Here is a 16,402-nt window from a genome sequence, read left to right as displayed (position 1 = left end):
GTCGTCGCGCGAGCGGCTGAGGTCGGCGGGAGGGGGCGTCCTCAGGCCGCCGGCCGCGGGACGCGCAAGGACCGAAGGGCTCAGACGAGGCCGAGTTCGGCTTCCAGCATGCGCTTGGGCTTGGCGCCGACGACCTGCTTCACCGGCTCGCCGTTCTCGAAGAGCAGCAGAGTGGGGATGCCCATCACGCCGTACCTGGTCATGATCTCGGGGTTCTCATCGGTGTTGAGCTTGCCGATGGTCAGCCCGTGCTCCGCCTGGATCTGGTCGAGGACCGGCGCCACCATTCTGCAGGGCCCGCACCATTCCGCCCAGAAGTCCACCAGGATCGGCTCGGAGCTCTTCAGCACGAGCTCCTCGAAGTTCTCAGTCGTCAGCTTGATCACGTTTCTCCTTCGCGAAACATCCCGGGCATGCGGCGGTGAGCTGGCCCGCCACCTCGGCCCTCCTGTCGAGCAGGACGCGGATCTCCTCGTCGATCTCGGCCAGCTTGCGCCGGTAGACGGCGACGGACTCCGCGCAAGCGGCGCCCGTCGCGTGCCCCGCTCGCAGGCAGTCGACGAACGGGCGGGCGTCCTCGAGCGTGAACCCGACGGTGAGCAGGGCCCGGATCTCGCTGACCAGCCTCACGTCCTCGAGGGAGTACTCGCGGTAGCCGTTCGATCCCCTGCGCGCGCTGAGCAGTCCGTGCTGCTCGTAGTAGCGCAGGGAACGGGTGCTCGCGCCTGTCCGCTCGGCCAGCTCTCCGATCCGCATGCCCCCACGCTAAACCTTGACGCCAGTGTCAAGGTCAAGCCGGGCCGAGAAATGCCGACAAGGCGCCAAACCGGATGGACCGGGCATGCCGGTGGTGTGGCGCTCCGGGATGGGCGGGCACGCGAGGGGAGCGGTGACGGTCCGGCCGGGTCGGACGGCGCGGTCCGGGTCCGGCCGTGGCGTGGGGCGGTGGCGAGGGCTCAGAAGTAGCGCCAGCGCAGGACGTTCGGGTAGGCGAGCTCCACCCCGCTCGTCTCCCTGATCGCCTCCTCCGCCACCTCCGGCGTGAACTCGATGCGCAGCACCGCCTCGAGATCGGCCCTTCGCTCGAAGACCATCCGCAGATCGAGCTCGTCCCGCTTCCAGCCCTGCCGCGACCAGAAGGCCTCCACGTCCTTCGCTGAATACGTGGGCACCGTCCGCTGGAACCAGCCGCCGAACGAACCCCGGGAGGCGTCCAGGTCGATCACGAACGCCGCGCCGCCTCGCCTTACCACGCGGGACAGCTCGCGCAGCCCCGGCTCGCACCCGGGGCCGAAGAAGTACGCCCACCTGGCGACGACCACGTCGACGCTCGCGTCGGGCAGCGGGAGCGCCTGCGCGGTGGCCGCGTGGACGGAGACGTTGGCCAGACCCGAGCAGCGGCGGCGGGCCAGGCCGACCAGGTCGCCATGGGGTTCGACGCCGATCACCTGGGCGGCGGAGGCGGCGAGGAGGGGCAGGTGGTAGCCGGTGCCGCAGCCGATGTCGAGCACGGTCGCGCCGTCCCACGGGCGGATCGCGCTCATCGCCGCGTTGGCCACGCCCTCGGGGTCGACCGCGCGGTTCTCCAGCTCGTAGATCGCGGGGGTGTTCCAGATGTTCGGGCTGGGGATGGCTCCCTTGGCGATGCGCGGCATGGCCCCACGGTACGGCCTCGCGCGTAGGCTGGCAGCGTGGCAGATGTCATCCGCGTGCCCAATGCGAAGATCGCATTGTCCACGGCTTCGGTATATCCGGAACGTACCCCTGATGCCTTCGAGCTGGCCGCGCGCCTCGGCTACGACGGCGTGGAGATCATGGTGGGGGCCGACCCCGTCAGCCAGGACATCGATGTCATCGAGCGGCTGTCGGACCACTACCAGGTGCCGGTCCTGGCGATTCACGCGCCCTGCCTGCTGGTGACCCAGCGCGTGTGGGGGCGCGACCCGTGGGCCAAGCTGCTCAAGGCGCAGAAGGCCGCCGAGCGGCTGGGCGCGCAGACGGTCGTGGTCCATCCGCCCTTCCGCTGGCAGCGCGACTACGCGCGCGACTTCGAGAACGGCCTGGCGAGGATGCGCGACGAGACTGACGTGATCTTCGCGGTGGAGAACATGTTCCCGCTCAAGGCGCGGGGCAACGACGTCGTGCCGTACTCACCGGACTGGAACCCGATCGACTACGCCTTTCCGCAGGTCACCCTCGACCTGTCGCACACGGCGGTCTCGGGCTCCGACGCGATGGAGATGGCGGTCAAGCTCGGAGACAGGCTCGCGCACCTTCACCTGGCCGACGGTCTCGGGGTGTCGAACAAGGACGAGCACCTGGTGCCGGGCAGGGGCAACCAGCCGTGCGCGCCGATCCTCGAACGGCTGGCGACGACCGGGTTCGGCGGACTGGTGGTGCTGGAGATCAACACGCGCAGGGCGGCCAGCCGTACCGAGAGGATCGACGATCTGGCCGAGGGTCTCGCCTTCGCCAGGCTGCACCTTGCGGCGTCTAGATGAGCTCGGCGTGGGGCAAAGTGTTCTCATGAGTGTCACTGGCCCCTCTCGCGCGCTTGGCAGGGTGTTCGACCGGGTCGCCGACGCCTACGACGCGGCCCGCCCCGGCTACCCCGACGAGCTGTTCCGCGCTCTCGGCGAGATGTCGGGGGTGGAGCTGACGGGCGCGACGGTGGTGGACGTCGGCGCGGGCACCGGCATCTCCGCGCGGGCCCTGCGGGAGCGGGGGGCGCGCGTGGTCGCCCTCGACCCGGGCCGCGAGATGCTCGCGCGGCTGGTGGCGCGCAACCTCTCCTCGAGTACGGCGGAGCCCCGGGGGCAGGGCGTCGTGGTCGCCGTGCAGGGGGACGGCAACGCGCTCCCGATCAGGGACGGCGGTGCCGACCTGGTGACCTATGCCCAGTCGTGGCACTGGCTCGACCCCGCGGCGTCCGTGACGGAGGCGCGGCGCGTGCTGCGCGACGGCGGGGCGATCGCCGCCTGGTGGAACACGACCGACGCGGGCCGCGCCGACTGGCTGGCCGCCTACGAGGTGCGTCTGGCCGAGTCGTGCCCCACGTACTGGGGCCCCGCGCTGCCCGAGTGGAACGTGCCGCAGATCGCCGCCGCGCTGCCTGTCGAGGAGCGCTGGCTGCGCTGGACCCGCCTGGTCGCCGTCGACGACTTCCTGCTGGACCTGCGCTCCCACTCCTACATGGTGACGATGCCGCAGGAGGCGGCCGACGAGCTGGTCGCCATGCAGCGGGCCGAGCTCCTCAGGGTCTTCCCCGAGGGTGTGCTGACCGTCCCCATGCGCGTCTACCTGGCGGTCGGCCGATGACCGTCAAGCGCCGCACGGGACGCAGGCCGGGCGCCTCCGACACCCGGGGCGAGATCCTGGCCGCGGCCAGGCAGGTGTTCGCGGAGAAGGGGTTCGACAAGGCGTCGGTTCGCGGCATCGCCCGCGAGGCGGCCGTCGATCCCGCGCTCGTGCACCACTATTTCGAGACGAAGGAGGGCCTGTTCGTCGCGGCGATGCGCCTGCCCATCGACCCGGTCGAGGTGATGGGCCGGCTGCTGGAGGGGCCGCGAGAGGAGATCGGCGAGCGGCTCGTGAGGCTCATCCTCACGGTCACGGCCGACGAGGAGGCCAGGACGCCCGTGCTCGCGCTGATGCGTTCGGCGATGACCAACGAGCAGGCCGTGCACATGATGAGGGAGTTCATCACCAACGCGCTGCTGTACCGGGTGGCCGACGGTCTCGGCATCGCGCACCTGCGGATCGAGGCGGCGTTCGCCCAGCTCATCGGGGTGGTACTGGCCCGGTACGTGCTCAAGCTCGAACCGCTGGCCTCGGCCGATCTCGAGGAGCTGGTGGAACTGCTCGGTCCGACGGTACAGCGCTACCTGGCCCCGTAGAGCATCGTTCTACTATGGTCGCGGCGTGCTGTACCGACCAAAAGTTACCCGTCGGTAGGATAGTGCGCAGCCAACGCCGTCTGTGGGAGGACACGTGCTCTGGGTAGCCATCATCGGGCTCGCGATGACCGCGGCTGCGGTCGCGCTCGCGGGCCGCCGGGCGCTGTTCCTGTTCAAGCTCGCCACGGTGGGCCCGCCCGCGCCCGAACGGATCGAGTACGCCAAGGAGCACGCCGGCGACGAGATCAAGGCGCAGCTCGTCGAGGTCTTCGGGCAGAAGAAGCTGCTGAAGTGGACCCCGTCGGGCATCGCGCACTTCTTCGTCATGTGGGCGTTCTTCATCCTCCTGACGGTCTACATCGAGGCCTACGGCGCGATCATCCAGGGCGCGATCACCGGAAGGCCGGACTTCCACATCCCGCTCATCGGGCAGTGGTCGGTGCTGGGCCTCCTGCAGGACTTCATCGCGGTGGCGTGCGTGCTCGGCCTGATCGTGTTCGCCGCGATCAGGATCAAGAACTCCCCGAAGACCCTGGGTCGCAGGTCGCGCTTCTCCGGCTCGCATCTCGGCGGCGCCTGGCTCGTCCTGTTCATGATCTTCAACATCATCTGGACGCTGTTCCTGGCCCGCGGCGCGGCGGCGGCCAACGGCAACTTCCCGTACGACGGCGGCGCGTTCGTGTCGCTGGCCCTGGGCCAGGTGCTGCCCGCCAGTCACCTGCTCGAGCAGATCGCGCTGCTGCTGCACATCGGCTTCATGCTGGTGTTCCTCGTCATCGTGGTGAACTCCAAGCACCTGCACATCTTCACCGCGCCGCTGAACGTGCTGTTCTCCCGCCGTCCCGACGGCCTCGGCGGCGCCCCCGAGCTGCGCATCGACGGCAAGCCCGTCGACTTCGAGGACGAGGACCTCGACCCCGAAAGGCTCGGGCGCGGCAAGATCGGCGACACGACGTGGAAGGGCTTCCTCGACTTCTACTCCTGCACCGAGTGCGGCCGCTGTCAGTCGCAGTGCCCTGCGTGGAACACCGACAAGCCGCTGTCGCCGAAGATGCTCATCCTCGACCAGCGCGACCACGCCTTCAAGGTCGCGCCGTACCTGCTGCAGGGCGACACCAGCCACGCCGACACCGACGTGCTCGCGCTGCTGGAGAAGCCGCTGGTCGGCGAGGAAGGCGTCATCCACCCGGACGTGCTGTGGTCGTGCACCAACTGCGGCGCCTGCGTCGAGCAGTGCCCTGTCGACATCGAGCACATCGACCACATCCTCGACATGCGCCGCTACCAGGTGATGGTCGAGTCGTCGTTCCCGTCCGAGGCGGGAGTGATGGTGAAGAACCTGGAGAACAAGGGCAACCCGTGGGGCATGTCCGAGATGAAGCGGGCCGACTGGATCGAGGAGCTGGACTTCGAGGTCACGCTCATCGACGAGAAGATGCCCGAGGACACCGAGTACCTGTTCTGGGTCGGCTGCGCGGGCGCGCTTGAGGACCGGGCGAAGAAGACCACGAAGGCCGTCGCCGAGCTGCTCCACATCGCCGGCGTGAAGTTCGCGGTGCTCGGCCCCGCCGAGGCGTGCACCGGTGACCCGGCCAGGCGCCTGGGCATGGAGTTCCTGTTCAACATGCTCGCCCAGCAGAACATCGAGACGCTGAACGAGGCAGGCGTCAAGAAGATCGTCGCCACCTGCCCGCACTGCTTCAACACCCTCGCCAACGAGTATCCGCAGCTCGGCGGCACCTACGAGGTCGTGCACCACACGCAGCTGCTGGCCAAGCTCGTCGACGAGGGCCTGCTCACCCCGGTCACCCCGATCGAGGAGAAGATCACCTACCACGACCCGTGCTTCCTCGGCCGCCACAACAAGGTCTACAGCCAGCCGCGCGACATCATGTCGAAGGTGCCGGGCGTGCAGACGCAGGAGATGCACAGGCACAAGGACAGGGGCTTCTGCTGCGGCGCCGGCGGCGCCCGCATGTGGATGGAGGAGCGCATCGGCAAGCGCATCAACACCGAGCGGGTGGACGAGGCGCTGACCACGAATCCGGACACCGTCTCCACCGCATGTCCCTTCTGCATGGTGATGCTCGGTGACGCGATCAACGAGAAGAAGAACAACGGCGAGGCCAAGGAAACCCTCGAAGTGGTCGACGTCGCGCAACTGTTGATCAAGTCTGTCAAGGGTTGAGTCGGAAGTCCGCAACACCGGGTGTTGCGGACTTTCGCATGTCAGACACGCGACGAAGCCGAAAAGCTTTCTCCACATAACGGGAAAATCACGGTAACCTCAACGTCGCATGGCTTCATTCGACGGGGAGGGGGCTGCGGATGCGCGTCGTCGTGACGGACGCGGAAGTCACCCTGGCTGACGTGCTCTCCCTGCGACTCGCCATCGAAGGACCGCTGAAACCCGGGACGAAACTGGTGCTGCGCCATCGTGCGACGGGCGTGGAGCGGGAGGTCGCGCTCGGCGCCTCGAGGGCGAAGGCGCGCGACGCCACTCTCGCGGTATCGCTGGCGCCGTTGACGCTGGCGGCGGGTCGCTGGGACACCTATCTGCGCCAGGAGGACGGCAGGACGCGCATCAGGAGCGTCGACCCTGGCTTCTCCCTCGACCACCTCGACACTTACGCGCTGTCGAAACGCACCGTCGCCTACCGCGCCTACCGCACCAGGAACGGCTACCTCGCGCTGAAGGTCTCCGACGCCGAGCCCGCGGCCGAGGTGCGCGCGGTCTGGTTCAGAGAGGGCAGGTTCGAGGTCACGGGGCTGCTCGCCTACACCGGGCTCGATGACGACGACTCAAGGCACGAGGCCAGGCTGTCGCTGCGGCGCAGGCAGCCTTCGCTGGTCAGGGACGCCCGCGAGGGGGTCAGGACGGCGCCGGCGCCCACCACCGTGGCCGCCGCCGCGACCGTGCAGGGCGTGCGCTTCCACGCCGCCGTCTCCCTGGTCGACGTGGTGGCCGCCGACCCCGAGGGCGTCGGGATGTGGGAGCCGTCGCTGGAGGTGGAGGGCGTGCCCACACCGCTACGGCTGGCCTCCCGCCTCGACGACGTGGACGGCAAGCGGCGCCGCCTGAACTACCCGGCGATGAGCGTCGACGGCGTGCCCGTACGCCCCTGCTACACCGCCGACGACGAACTGCGGATCGAGGTGGGCGCGTGAAGGTCAGCCTCGTGCTCCCTTCCGCATACGGCATGCGCGGCGACGTCCGCTCGATACTCAACCTGGCCTCGGACCTGGCGGAGCGGCACGAGGTCGAGGTGATCAGCGTCAGGCGGCAGAAGGAGAAGCCGTTCTTCGCCGTCAGCGACAAGGTGCGGATGCGCTCGCTCATCGACGCGAGGCCGGGAGCCCGGCATCTGTTGCCGCGGGGGCAGATGCGCACGGAGGTGGCGCTGTGGCGGCTGCTTCGCGCGCTCAAGAGTGACGTTCTCGTCACCACCAGGCCCGCGATCAGTGTCCAGGCGGCCAGGTACGCGCCGAAGGAACTGCTCAAGATCGCGCGGGAGTGGGGGCGGCCTGCCGTGCCGGGTCCCGTGCAGCGGTTCTACCCGCGGCTCGACGCGGTCGTGACGGCCACGGAGAGCGGGCGGGAGGACTGGGAGCGGCTGCTGGAGGGCGGGCCCTCCGTCCACATGGTGCCCGACGCGCTGCCCGGCGGGTTGTGGCCGCGTTCCAGGATGGACAACAGGATCGTGGCTACCGGAGGGCGCTGGGTCGCCACCCGCGCCTACGACCGGCTGATCAGGGCGTTCGCGATCGTGGCCGACAAGCGCCCCGACTGGCGGCTCAGGCTGTACGGCGGCGGCCCGGAGGAGCGCAGGCTGCGTGACCTGGTCTGCGACCTGAACCTGCACAACCACGTCTACTTCATGGGGACCACGCCCGACCTCGCGGGAGAGTTCGCCAAGGCCTCCATCGTCGCGACCACCTCGCGCGCCGAGACGCAGGGGATGGCCGTCCTGGAGGCGATGGGGTGCGGCGTGCCCGTCGTCGGGTTCGACGGCGCCCGCGGCCCCGCCGAGTACATCATCACCGGCTACAACGGCGTGCTCGTGCCCGAGGGGCAGATCGAGATGTACGCCGCGGCGCTGCTCACGCTGATCGACGACGACCGCAGGCGCAGATCGCTCGCCGCGGGCGCGCTCGACACGGCGTCCAGGCACGGGGCCGCCGAGGTCTCGGCTCTGTGGGAAGGATTGATCGGCGGCCTCCGCTGAATGGGTACCTTTGATGCATGCATGGGTACAGCGGAGACAAGCAGGCCTATCTGACCCGTCTGCGACGGATCGAGGGTCAGATCAGGGGCCTGCAGCGCATGGTGGAGGACGACGCGTACTGCATCGACATCCTCACCCAGGTCTCGGCGGCGACGAGGGCGCTACAGGCGGTGGCGCTCGGGCTGCTGGAGGAGCACATCTCCCACTGCGTGACCGACGCGATCAGCTCCGGCGGGCCCGAGGCGGAGGCGAAGGTCAAGGAGGCGTCCGCGGCGATCGCCCGGCTCGTTCGCTCGTGACTAGTCACCTCGGGCTTCGGTGAACCATCCGAATAACCGTGTCCCGGACCCCGCGGGAGTCCGGGACTAGGTCAATGTGATGGTCTTCAGCGGCTCGCCGAAGTCCGCAATCCGAGCGCGTCGTCGAGTTCGTCCAAGGTCAGCCGCCGTTCACTGATGGCTACGGCGGTCAGCACCTCGGCGTAGAGTGCAATCTCGTCCAACGCGACACGGTCGTGGACCCGAGAGTCCAGGTCGTCGTGCCCCACCGCGTCGTCCTTCCTTCCGCAGCCCACACCCTCTTCGAGGTTACGGCGGAGGCCCTTCCGGCGACATGGCCCATCGGGGTCATTCCTTGCGGCGCCATCCTGCCCCCCCAAGGATCATTTCCCGATTCCGAGATCACAATTCGGAGAATTCTCGTCCTAGAACGATATTTACCGAGTAAGGGTGAAATAACGGGATTAGTGGTTTAGATGGGGATCGTCGCGCTCATGGATGAGCCTGTGCACGATCGCGGCCGCCCCAGGGAAACCACGCTCGGGCGCGGGCGTGCGGGTGAGACGGCACCAGGCCAGCCCCGCCGCGTAGGCGGCGCCCAGCACCGCCGCCGCGCCGTCTCTGGTGGGCGGTACGGCGTCCAGCCAGCGCGGGCCCACCTCGAACCCGTCGGGCTCGGTGTGCTCGCCCCTCGGCGCGGAGAGCTGGACATGGAGCGCGTGACGAAGCCGGTGATCCAGCCATGCCGCGACCGTCGGCAGCCCCTCGGGCGCGTCGGCGTGGTCGGCGGCGAGGAGGGCGGCCGCCGTCCTGTGCGGGTCGCTGGAGAAGGCCACGGCCTCCAGGAGGTCGCCGACGGTGTGGCGGAAGTGCTCTCCGGGGTCGGTCTCGGCGAGGACGGCCCGCGCGAGGCGTTCGGGCACCCTGGACAGCCAGGCTCCCCGCAGCGCCTTGTCGGCGTCCCTGGCGGCTCTGTCGCCTTCCCCCGCGCCCGCCTCCCCTGAAGAAACGGTGCCGGGCCGCCCCGAAGAGCCGGAGCCGGGCCGGCCCGCGGTGCCTGTGCCGGGCTGCCCTGAGGTGCCGGTGCCGGGCGGGCCCGCGGTGCCGGTGGCGGGCTGTCCTGAGGTGCCGGTGCCGGGCCGGCCCGCGGTGCCTGTGCCGGGCTGTCCCGAAGTGCGGGAGCCGGGCGGGCCCGCGGTGCCGGTGCCGGGCCGCCACGAAGAGCCGGTGGTGGGCGGCGCCGAATCGCCAAAGGAGCCGGGCCATCCCGGAGCGCCGGTCGGCGTCCTGTCCGAGGTGCCGGTGGAGGCCGGTCCCGACGTCCCCGTCGAGGCCCCGTTCCACTGGCCGGTGGGCGACCACGCCCCTGTGTCACGCGGGTCGCCCGTGGCGGCCCCTCCGGTGTGAGGTCCGGTGCGGCCCGGCCATGACGTCTGCCGCGGCTGCCCGGTGGGTCCGTGATCCGCCGTGTGCTGGACGTGCCCAGTCGTGCTCTGGGGCCCGCCGGTCGTGTGCGGGTGCCTGCCGGTCGTGTGCGGGTGCCCGCCGGTCGTGTGCTGGGGCCTGCCTGTGTGCAGGGGACCGCCGGTCGTGTGCTGGGGGCCGGAGGGGAAAGGGGGCGGCGGGGGGAACGGGCCGGTCGCGGGCCCCTGTGGCACGACAGGACCCGTGGCGAGGCGTGGCAGCGGACCCGTGGCGGTCCGGTTGTCGAGGGAGGGGTCGTGGAGCGTGGGCTCCAGCATCGCGATGAGCGCCTCGGCCCTCGGGCGGAAGCGGGCGTCGGCCGCCACGATCCCCGCCGTGTCGGCCATGAGGGCGGCCAGGCGCAACGCCGCGCGGGGAGCGCCGGAGCGGACGCGCTCGCCGTACAGGGTGACGAGGGACCTCAGCGGCGGGGACGGCAGCCAGCGCACCCACTCGTCGCCGGGCAGCGGACGGCCCAGGTACTCGCCGAACACCGACAGGAGCTGCTCGTTGCCGTCGAAGGCGGGCGCGTAGGCGCACCACATGATCGTCGCCCAGATCGCCGCCACCGTGCTCGGCACGTCGCCCGCGAAGACCTCGCGGAAGGAGGTCAGCGGGTACTCCTCGACGGAGCGCCTGCCGTTGGCCCTGACGAGCGCGCGGATCTCCGCGGTGAGGGCGGCCGGCACGTCGGGCCCGACGAACGCCTGGCTGGACCAGCGTTCGGCGGCGAAGTCAGGGCCGGTCGGCACCAGATGCGGCAGCAGCACGCCTCTGTAGTGCTCGGCGCGGGCGGGGCAGTTGCGCGGCGGCGCGGACAGGTGCCAGCGGCCGTCGCCGGGGTCCTGGAGGTACCAGCGGGCGTGCGCGCCGAACACCCACCTGCCACCGTCCGGGGTGGCCAGCGCCCTGGAGGCGATGGCGTTGGCCCTGGTCTGGAGAGGGAGGGTCGCCCAGCGCGGGTCCGTGACCATTGCGCGGACGTCCGCCTCGATGGCCGTGAACCGCATGGCGGCATCGTAGCCCGCCGCCGAGACCCGGCAGAATGACCCGATATGAGAGCCAAGATCGCGGTGTCGTTGCTCGCTGCCTGTGCCCTCGCGGGGTGTGGCACGGCCGCGCCGAGCACGCCGCCGAAGCCCAAGGCGCTCACCGTGGCCGATGTCAGAGCCCCCGATCCGGGCGGCGAGGTCGGCTCCGCCTCCAGCGAGTTCTCCAGCGCCGCCGACCTGACCGTGTGGAGCAGGCTGAGCGACACCCAGGGCGACCCGAGCAGGCTCGCCAAGATCGACGTCGACGCCACCGCGAAGGGTGCGCTCTACCTGGAGCCCACGACGTCCACCTGGTTCGACGCCTTTCGCGGACCCTTCGTCTACCAGGAGCTGGCGGGCGACATCGTCCTGCACACCAGGGTCAAGGTCGAGGGGAAGAAGAGCGGGCCGCCCCTGCGCAAGTTCTCGCTCGGTGGGGCGATGTTGCGCGTGCCGCAGTCCAACGACAGGCCGAACTGGCTCTCGATCACCACCGGTACGGGCGACAAGGCCGAGCGGGTCGAGCTGAAGGAGACCGCCGACGGCAGTTCCAAGCCGAAGGAGGTGCCGGTCGAGGGTGGCTGGATCGAGCTGGTCCTGGCCAGGACGGGAACGGTGGTCTCCGCCCTCTACAAGGAGGACGGCGGCGTCTGGAAGGTCGGGCAGCGGTGGCTGCGCCCCGACCTGCCGAAGGTGCTGGAATGGGGCGTGACCGGCTACAGCGACTGGGACGGCTACGGCGCGCTGAAGAAGGACGCCGCCAAGGCCAACGCCGCCAAGACGATCAAGGGCAGGCCCGATCTCAAGATGACCGTCGACTACGTGCGCTTCCTGCGGCCGGCCACGCCCGCAGGCGATCTGATGACGGCTCCCGACGCCGTGCTGGTCAAACTGCTGACGCCTGCCGGTGCCTGAGGGCCTTGGCCATGTACCGGTCGGGGGTCTGCGCGAAGCTCGCCCTGTCGTCGTCGGTGAGCTCGCGGACCACCCTGCCGGGCATTCCCGCCACCAGCACGCCTGAGGGGATCTGCTTGCCGGGACCGACCAGCGCGCCCGCGGCGACCAGGGTGCCCGCCCCGATCCGCGCACCGCCGAGCACGATCGCGCCGATGCCGATCAGCGCGCCGGTCTCGACGTGCGCGCCGTGGACCATGGCCTTGTGGCCGAGGCTCACCCGCGGTTCGAGTACGGCAGGCTCGCCCGGATCCGCGTGCAGGCAGCACAGGTCCTGGACGTTGCACTCCTCGCCGATCTCGATGCGCTCGTCGTCGCCGCGCAGGACCGAGCCGTACCAGATCGAGGCCCCACGGCTCACTCTGACGTTCCCGACAACCACCGCGCCCGGCGCGATATAGGCGTCTGGGTGAATGTCAGGAATTGCACTGTCGTCCAGGGCTGCGATGTACATCTTGGACATCGTAGTAGTCCCCGCTTGGTGAGAATCGTGCCTGGCCAGCTCAGCGGCGTCTGAGCGGGCGCGCAGGCCGCGATTGTCATTAGGATTTCCCGGGCAGGTATGGCGTTCGGGTTGCGGACTTGGGCAGATGGCAGGAAAGTCGTCTCCTGACACGTCGTTGTCGGACCCTCACAAACCGCAAGCTCCCCACCTAGGTACTCCTCATGACAAACCAGCACGAGAGCTTTCCCGACCTGATGCAGGAAGACTCCTTCGAAGTCGTCATGCGCGGCTACAGCCGTCGTCAGGTACACGACTACATGATCCGCTCCCGCAACCAGATCAGGGATCTGGAGGAGCGGCTGGCACGAGCGATCGACCAGGCGGAGCAGGGCCGAATCGAGCTCGCAGAGGCCAGACGCAGGATGGTCGAAGCGCCACAGAGCTACGAGGACCTCAGCCCGAGGCTCGCGCAGATTCTCAGGCTGGGCGAGGAGGAGGCGGCCGCCAAGCGGGAGGACGCCGAGACCGAGGCCAACAGGTTGCGCGAGTCGGCCAGCATGGAGGCCGAGCGGATGGTCTCCTCGGCGCGCGAGACCGCCGACAACATCCTCACCAGTGCCCAGGCCGAGGCCGAGCGCCGCGTGGGCGAGGCGACGGGCGCCGCCGAGCGCATGCTGGCGCAGGCGGGCGCCGACGCGGAGGAGACGCTGACCACCGCGAGGGCCGAGGCCGAAGAGGCGTTGCGCGTGGCCAGGGGTGAGGCCGACAGGGTGCTCACCTCGGCCAGGCTGGAGTCCGAGAAGACCGTCGAGAGCGCCCGCGAGGAGGCCGAGTCGACGCTGGCGGCCGCGCGTGCCGAGTCGGAGATGATGGTGAGCACCGCGCAGGCCCAGGCGCAGTCGTCGCTCGCGGCGGCCGAGCAGCGGGTCAACGCCCTCGACGAGCACGCGGGCCGGCGGGTCACCTACCTCACCGACACCCACGGCGAGGTGGTCAGGCGCCTCAACGAGATCAGCTCGGTGCTCGGCGATCTGATGCGCAGGGAGAACACGGCGGGGCCGCTGATCCCCGTCGTCGAGCCCGTGGTGGAGCCCGCGGTCGAGGAGGTCGACGAGGTGCGCGTGATCGTCGAGGACGACGAGCCGGCCGAGCGGGCCGAGCGGGCCGAGCGGGCCGACGTGGCGGAGGAGCAGCGTGAGGTCTCCGAGGACACCGACGTCAACCTGGGCACACTCGCGCACAAGTAGGCGGACAAGCTAGGGCGGAAGCCCCCGCCCCCGATAGGGTCGGAGACTTCCGCGCCTGGGGGCCCGGTGCCGGAGCCGCCGAGACGCTGAACCCGGCACCGGGCTGCTCGTGGCCTCGGTACGAGGCCGGGGCGCGTGCCGTGGATCCCCCGCCTAGAACGATCCACAGCACGCGCGCTACGGGGCGGGTCCCGCCCGCCTCTCCTGATCCCTCAGCTGCTCGCGGAGGCCCTCCGGGTCGTCGGCGTCGATGGTCATGGCGCAGCCCGCGTCGCGCTGCTCAGCGCTCAGCGGGTGGTGCCGCGTGGCCCACCAGCGGCCCGCGTCGCTCCGCCAGATGGTCCAGTGGGGGTACTCCAGGGCGATCTCGGCGAGATGCCGGTCAAAGGACATCTGGTCACCCTTCCCGGGTCCCCACTTACGCTTCCCTCTCTTAGAAGGTGCGGCACATCTCTAGAGAAATCAATGATCGCAGGGGACAGGTCAACCTATCGCTTGACAAAACGGCTTGACCTAAGCGTCGAAGTCGTACTGGAGTACGTAGGACGCGGAGTCGAGGACCATCTCGTTGTATTCCACGGGCAGACCGCCTGAGGTGTAGGCGGTCCTGGAGATCACGATCACCGGAGTGCCCGCGGGCAGCTCCAGCAGGCCCGCCTCCCTGGGTTGGGGCATGCGGGCGCGCACCTCCTCGGTGAAATGGGCGGGCGGCAGGCCGAGATCTCTCAGCCGGGCGTAGACGCCGCCTGGGCCCGTGTCCGGCAGCGTGATCGCGCTGCCTTCCACCAGGTGGGCGGGAAAGTAGGACGTGGCCAGCTGGACGGGCCGGGCGTCGACCGAGTAGCGGCGGCGCCTGATCCACACCTCCGTGCTGTCGAGGACTCCGGCGGTCGCCTCGCCGGCCCGCGTGCGGGCCACCTCCACCGCGTCCACGGTGAAAGGACGGCCGCGCGTGTCGGCGTCCCAGATGGCCCGTCCCTGTCCCCACTGCTCGCGGGACAGACGTCGTGATCCGTGCCTGCGGATCGGCTTGAACTGTCGCACATAAACCCCCGAACCTCTCTTCGGCACCGCCAGCCCTTCATTGATCAGCACGGCCAGCGCCTGGCGCGCGGTGGCGCGGGCGATTCCGTGTTCGGCCATGAGTGCGTTCTCGCCCGGTAGTCGGTCCCCGTCGCGCAGTTCGCCGGACAGGATCCTGACGCGCAGGCCGTCGGCGATGCGCCGATAGATCGGGGGCTCCTGAGGTACCGGGGATTCAGACACGTTTGATCACCCTCTGTCACCAACCAGGTTTGGCGTCTCCAGAGAACTTGCCCCGCCTTGTCCACGATCGCACAGATACGCAGGTTGGTCCCGAGCTTCTTTTGAGTGGATCGTGCCCGTGTGGTGACCCGCGCGAGTTTTCGCGGGCCGTTACCGTGGAACGGTCCTGGCCGCTAATTGGAGCCCCACCAGCGGCGAGTAATCAAAGCGGCAACGATCGCCCCCGTGGTGTTGATCAAGACGTCGTCGATCGAGGAGAAGCGTCCGAGGCGCAGGCTGTACTGCAGCAGCTCGACGGTCACGGAGGCACCTGCGGCCACGCCCGCCACTCGGGCGAGGCTCGCGAAGCGGGCGGATCGGACGGGAAGCAGGGCCCCCAGGCAGGCGAAGACCAGGAGGTTGCCTCCGACCTGCACGAACACGGTCGCCGGCGGCGCGGAGAAGATCCACGTGAGGTCTCTGAACGGGACGAGATTGACACCGCTCTGACCGCTTGCCGGCGTGAGAATCATCCAGATCCACGGGGCCGTGCCTGCGACGATGCCCACGTCGGCGACGGCGGTGCGGGCGGGCGCGGGATGCCCGCGCCCGCGGCGCGCGCGGGCCAGCGCCACAGCCGCCAGTACGGCCAGCGGAACCCCCAGGAATCCCGCGATGATGACATGTCCCCACAAATCCCATGTTTGGCCCACCACGCAATAATGCAGGTACGGAAAAGTGTCCGAAAGGACAGCCAAATCTCGGCAGGTGTGGAACAAGTTCGGGCCCGCGCGGCCTCACGGCGCCCGCACCGGCTCGCCACGGTCGGTGACCGGACGCCCGGTCTAGATCGATCGCGTCAGCGCCCGTGAGACCCCCAGCGCGGCCGTCTTCACCGCGGGCGCCAGCCGGGTCGGATGGAAGCGGGCCAGCGGCACCGACACCGACAGCGCCGCGACGACGGCGCCTCCACTGAAGACGGGCGCCGCGATGCACGCACCGCCGAGCTGTGCCTCCTCCCGCTCGTAGGCGAGGCCCGCGGCCTGGACCTGCCCGATGGCCTCCTCCAGCCGCTTGGGGTCCACGATCGAGTGCGGGGTGAGCCTGCGCAGCGGCCGCGAGAGCACCTCGTCGATGAACTCGGGCCCCGAGTAGGCCAGCAGCGCCTTGCCCACCCCCGTGCAGTTGAGCGGCAGCCGTCCGCCCACCCGTGAGGGCAGCGAGAACGACTCGTGACCGCGGATCTTCTCGACGTAGACCACGTCGAGCCCGTCGCGGACTCCCAGGTGGATCGTCTCGCGGGTGGCCTCGTAGAGGTCGTGCATGAACGGCAGGGCGGCGTGGCGCAGGTCGCGTTCGAGAGGGACGATGCTACCGAGTTCGAACAGCCGGCGGCCGAGGTAGTAGCCGTTCTCCCTGCGCGTGACGGCGCCGATCTCGGTCAGCTCGGTGAGCAGCCGGAAGGCGGTGGTCTTGGGCAGGTGGCAGTGCTGGGCGACGTCTATCAGCCGGAGCGGGCCACCGGTCGGCCGGAACGCGTCCAGGACCAACCATGACTTCTCCAGCATCGACAGGCGATCGGTGTTCCGTGTCACGGAACGCATTGTTGCCGGAAA

19 protein-coding genes are annotated in these 16,402 nt (G+C 69.8%); 9 read left to right on the top strand and 10 right to left on the bottom strand.

The genetic code is table 11. From position 1 onward, the window contains the following. Positions 1 to 80 precede the first annotated feature (80 nt). The 3 genes from trxA to ACFSKW_RS24465 all read right to left on the bottom strand — a co-directional run bounded on the left by trxA (position 81) and on the right by ACFSKW_RS24465 (position 1,655). On the bottom strand, positions 81 to 386 hold the full coding sequence (gene trxA / locus ACFSKW_RS24475; RefSeq protein ID WP_379574720.1) for a thioredoxin: 306 nt from the start codon (positions 384 to 386) through the stop codon (positions 81 to 83). Further along, positions 367 to 756, bottom strand: coding sequence for a MerR family transcriptional regulator (locus tag ACFSKW_RS24470; protein WP_379574719.1), 390 nt, complete (start codon positions 754 to 756; stop codon positions 367 to 369). The genes trxA and ACFSKW_RS24470 overlap by 20 nt, the downstream gene beginning before the upstream one ends. 200 nt (positions 757 to 956) lie before the next feature. Then, positions 957 to 1,655: a class I SAM-dependent methyltransferase gene (locus tag ACFSKW_RS24465; RefSeq protein ID WP_379574718.1), complete on the bottom strand. Its 699-nt coding sequence runs from the start codon at positions 1,653 to 1,655 to the stop codon at positions 957 to 959. A 36-nt stretch (positions 1,656 to 1,691) separates the two neighbouring features. Here ACFSKW_RS24465 and ACFSKW_RS24460 point away from each other — a divergent pair, with 36 nt between their 5' ends. From ACFSKW_RS24460 to ACFSKW_RS24430, 7 genes are all read left to right on the top strand, one after another. Further along, positions 1,692 to 2,501: a sugar phosphate isomerase/epimerase family protein gene (locus ACFSKW_RS24460; RefSeq protein WP_379574717.1), complete on the top strand. Its 810-nt coding sequence runs from the start codon at positions 1,692 to 1,694 to the stop codon at positions 2,499 to 2,501. Between the two features lie 25 nt (positions 2,502 to 2,526). Beyond that, on the top strand, positions 2,527 to 3,318 hold the full coding sequence (locus ACFSKW_RS24455; RefSeq protein WP_379574716.1) for a class I SAM-dependent methyltransferase: 792 nt from the start codon (positions 2,527 to 2,529) through the stop codon (positions 3,316 to 3,318). Next, entirely contained in the window at positions 3,315 to 3,896 is a 582-nt protein-coding gene (locus ACFSKW_RS24450; RefSeq protein ID WP_379574715.1) for a TetR/AcrR family transcriptional regulator, read from the top strand. Before ACFSKW_RS24455 ends, ACFSKW_RS24450 begins: the two co-directional genes overlap by 4 nt. Before the next feature lie 94 nt (positions 3,897 to 3,990). Next, a complete protein-coding gene (locus tag ACFSKW_RS24445) occupies positions 3,991 to 6,084 on the top strand; it encodes a (Fe-S)-binding protein (protein WP_379574714.1) in 2,094 nt (697 codons plus the stop codon). Positions 6,085 to 6,224: 140 nt separating this feature from the next. After that, positions 6,225 to 7,064 carry a hypothetical protein gene (locus tag ACFSKW_RS24440; RefSeq protein WP_379574713.1) on the top strand — a complete coding sequence of 280 codons (840 nt, stop codon included), beginning with the start codon at positions 6,225 to 6,227 and terminating at the stop codon, positions 7,062 to 7,064. Next, positions 7,061 to 8,122, top strand: a complete 1,062-nt coding sequence (locus ACFSKW_RS24435) for a glycosyltransferase (RefSeq protein WP_379574712.1) — start codon at positions 7,061 to 7,063, stop codon at positions 8,120 to 8,122. The genes ACFSKW_RS24440 and ACFSKW_RS24435 overlap by 4 nt, the downstream gene beginning before the upstream one ends. Before the next feature lie 17 nt (positions 8,123 to 8,139). Further along, positions 8,140 to 8,421 (top strand): metal-sensitive transcriptional regulator, encoded by a 282-nt coding sequence (locus tag ACFSKW_RS24430; protein WP_379574711.1) that lies wholly within the window; start codon positions 8,140 to 8,142, stop codon positions 8,419 to 8,421. A gap of 86 nt (positions 8,422 to 8,507) precedes the next feature. Here the strand turns inward: ACFSKW_RS24430 and ACFSKW_RS24425 are convergent, their stop codons facing one another. Then, positions 8,508 to 8,669, bottom strand: coding sequence for a hypothetical protein (locus ACFSKW_RS24425; RefSeq protein ID WP_175589978.1), 162 nt, complete (start codon positions 8,667 to 8,669; stop codon positions 8,508 to 8,510). 195 nt (positions 8,670 to 8,864) lie between these two features. Continuing rightward, entirely contained in the window at positions 8,865 to 10,874 is a 2,010-nt protein-coding gene (locus ACFSKW_RS24420; protein ID WP_379574710.1) for a hypothetical protein, read from the bottom strand. 45 nt (positions 10,875 to 10,919) lie between these two features. Here ACFSKW_RS24420 and ACFSKW_RS24415 point away from each other — a divergent pair, with 45 nt between their 5' ends. Further along, positions 10,920 to 11,810 (top strand): DUF1349 domain-containing protein, encoded by an 891-nt coding sequence (locus tag ACFSKW_RS24415; RefSeq protein WP_379574709.1) that lies wholly within the window; start codon positions 10,920 to 10,922, stop codon positions 11,808 to 11,810. Here the strand turns inward: ACFSKW_RS24415 and ACFSKW_RS24410 are convergent. Then, entirely contained in the window at positions 11,782 to 12,303 is a 522-nt protein-coding gene (locus ACFSKW_RS24410) for a gamma carbonic anhydrase family protein (protein ID WP_379574708.1), read from the bottom strand. The two genes, ACFSKW_RS24415 and ACFSKW_RS24410, sit on opposite strands and share 29 nt — an antisense overlap. Before the next feature lie 212 nt (positions 12,304 to 12,515). Here ACFSKW_RS24410 and ACFSKW_RS24405 point away from each other — a divergent pair, with 212 nt between their 5' ends. Continuing rightward, positions 12,516 to 13,541: a DivIVA domain-containing protein gene (locus ACFSKW_RS24405; protein ID WP_379574707.1), complete on the top strand. Its 1,026-nt coding sequence runs from the start codon at positions 12,516 to 12,518 to the stop codon at positions 13,539 to 13,541. Between the two features lie 177 nt (positions 13,542 to 13,718). Here ACFSKW_RS24405 and ACFSKW_RS24400 read toward each other — a convergent pair whose 3' ends face one another. The 4 genes from ACFSKW_RS24400 to ACFSKW_RS24385 all read right to left on the bottom strand — a co-directional run bounded on the left by ACFSKW_RS24400 (position 13,719) and on the right by ACFSKW_RS24385 (position 16,390). Continuing rightward, entirely contained in the window at positions 13,719 to 13,934 is a 216-nt protein-coding gene (locus ACFSKW_RS24400; protein WP_354909456.1) for a hypothetical protein, read from the bottom strand. Between the two features lie 120 nt (positions 13,935 to 14,054). After that, a complete protein-coding gene (locus tag ACFSKW_RS24395; RefSeq protein WP_379574706.1) occupies positions 14,055 to 14,807 on the bottom strand; it encodes a GntR family transcriptional regulator in 753 nt (250 codons plus the stop codon). 173 nt (positions 14,808 to 14,980) lie between these two features. Next, the gene (locus tag ACFSKW_RS24390) at positions 14,981 to 15,421 is read right to left on the bottom strand and encodes a VanZ family protein (RefSeq protein WP_379574705.1); all 441 of its coding nucleotides are present in this window, start codon (positions 15,419 to 15,421) and stop codon (positions 14,981 to 14,983) included. Positions 15,422 to 15,631: 210 nt separating this feature from the next. Then, positions 15,632 to 16,390, bottom strand: coding sequence for an IclR family transcriptional regulator (locus ACFSKW_RS24385; protein WP_379574704.1), 759 nt, complete (start codon positions 16,388 to 16,390; stop codon positions 15,632 to 15,634). Positions 16,391 to 16,402 lie beyond the last annotated feature (12 nt).

It is taken from the genome of Nonomuraea mangrovi, from assembly GCF_042681425.1.
Classification (GTDB): domain Bacteria; phylum Actinomycetota; class Actinomycetes; order Streptosporangiales; family Streptosporangiaceae; genus Nonomuraea; species Nonomuraea mangrovi.
Note: the sequence above shows the minus strand (reverse complement) of the source record. Positions and strands in the feature narration are given on the sequence as shown.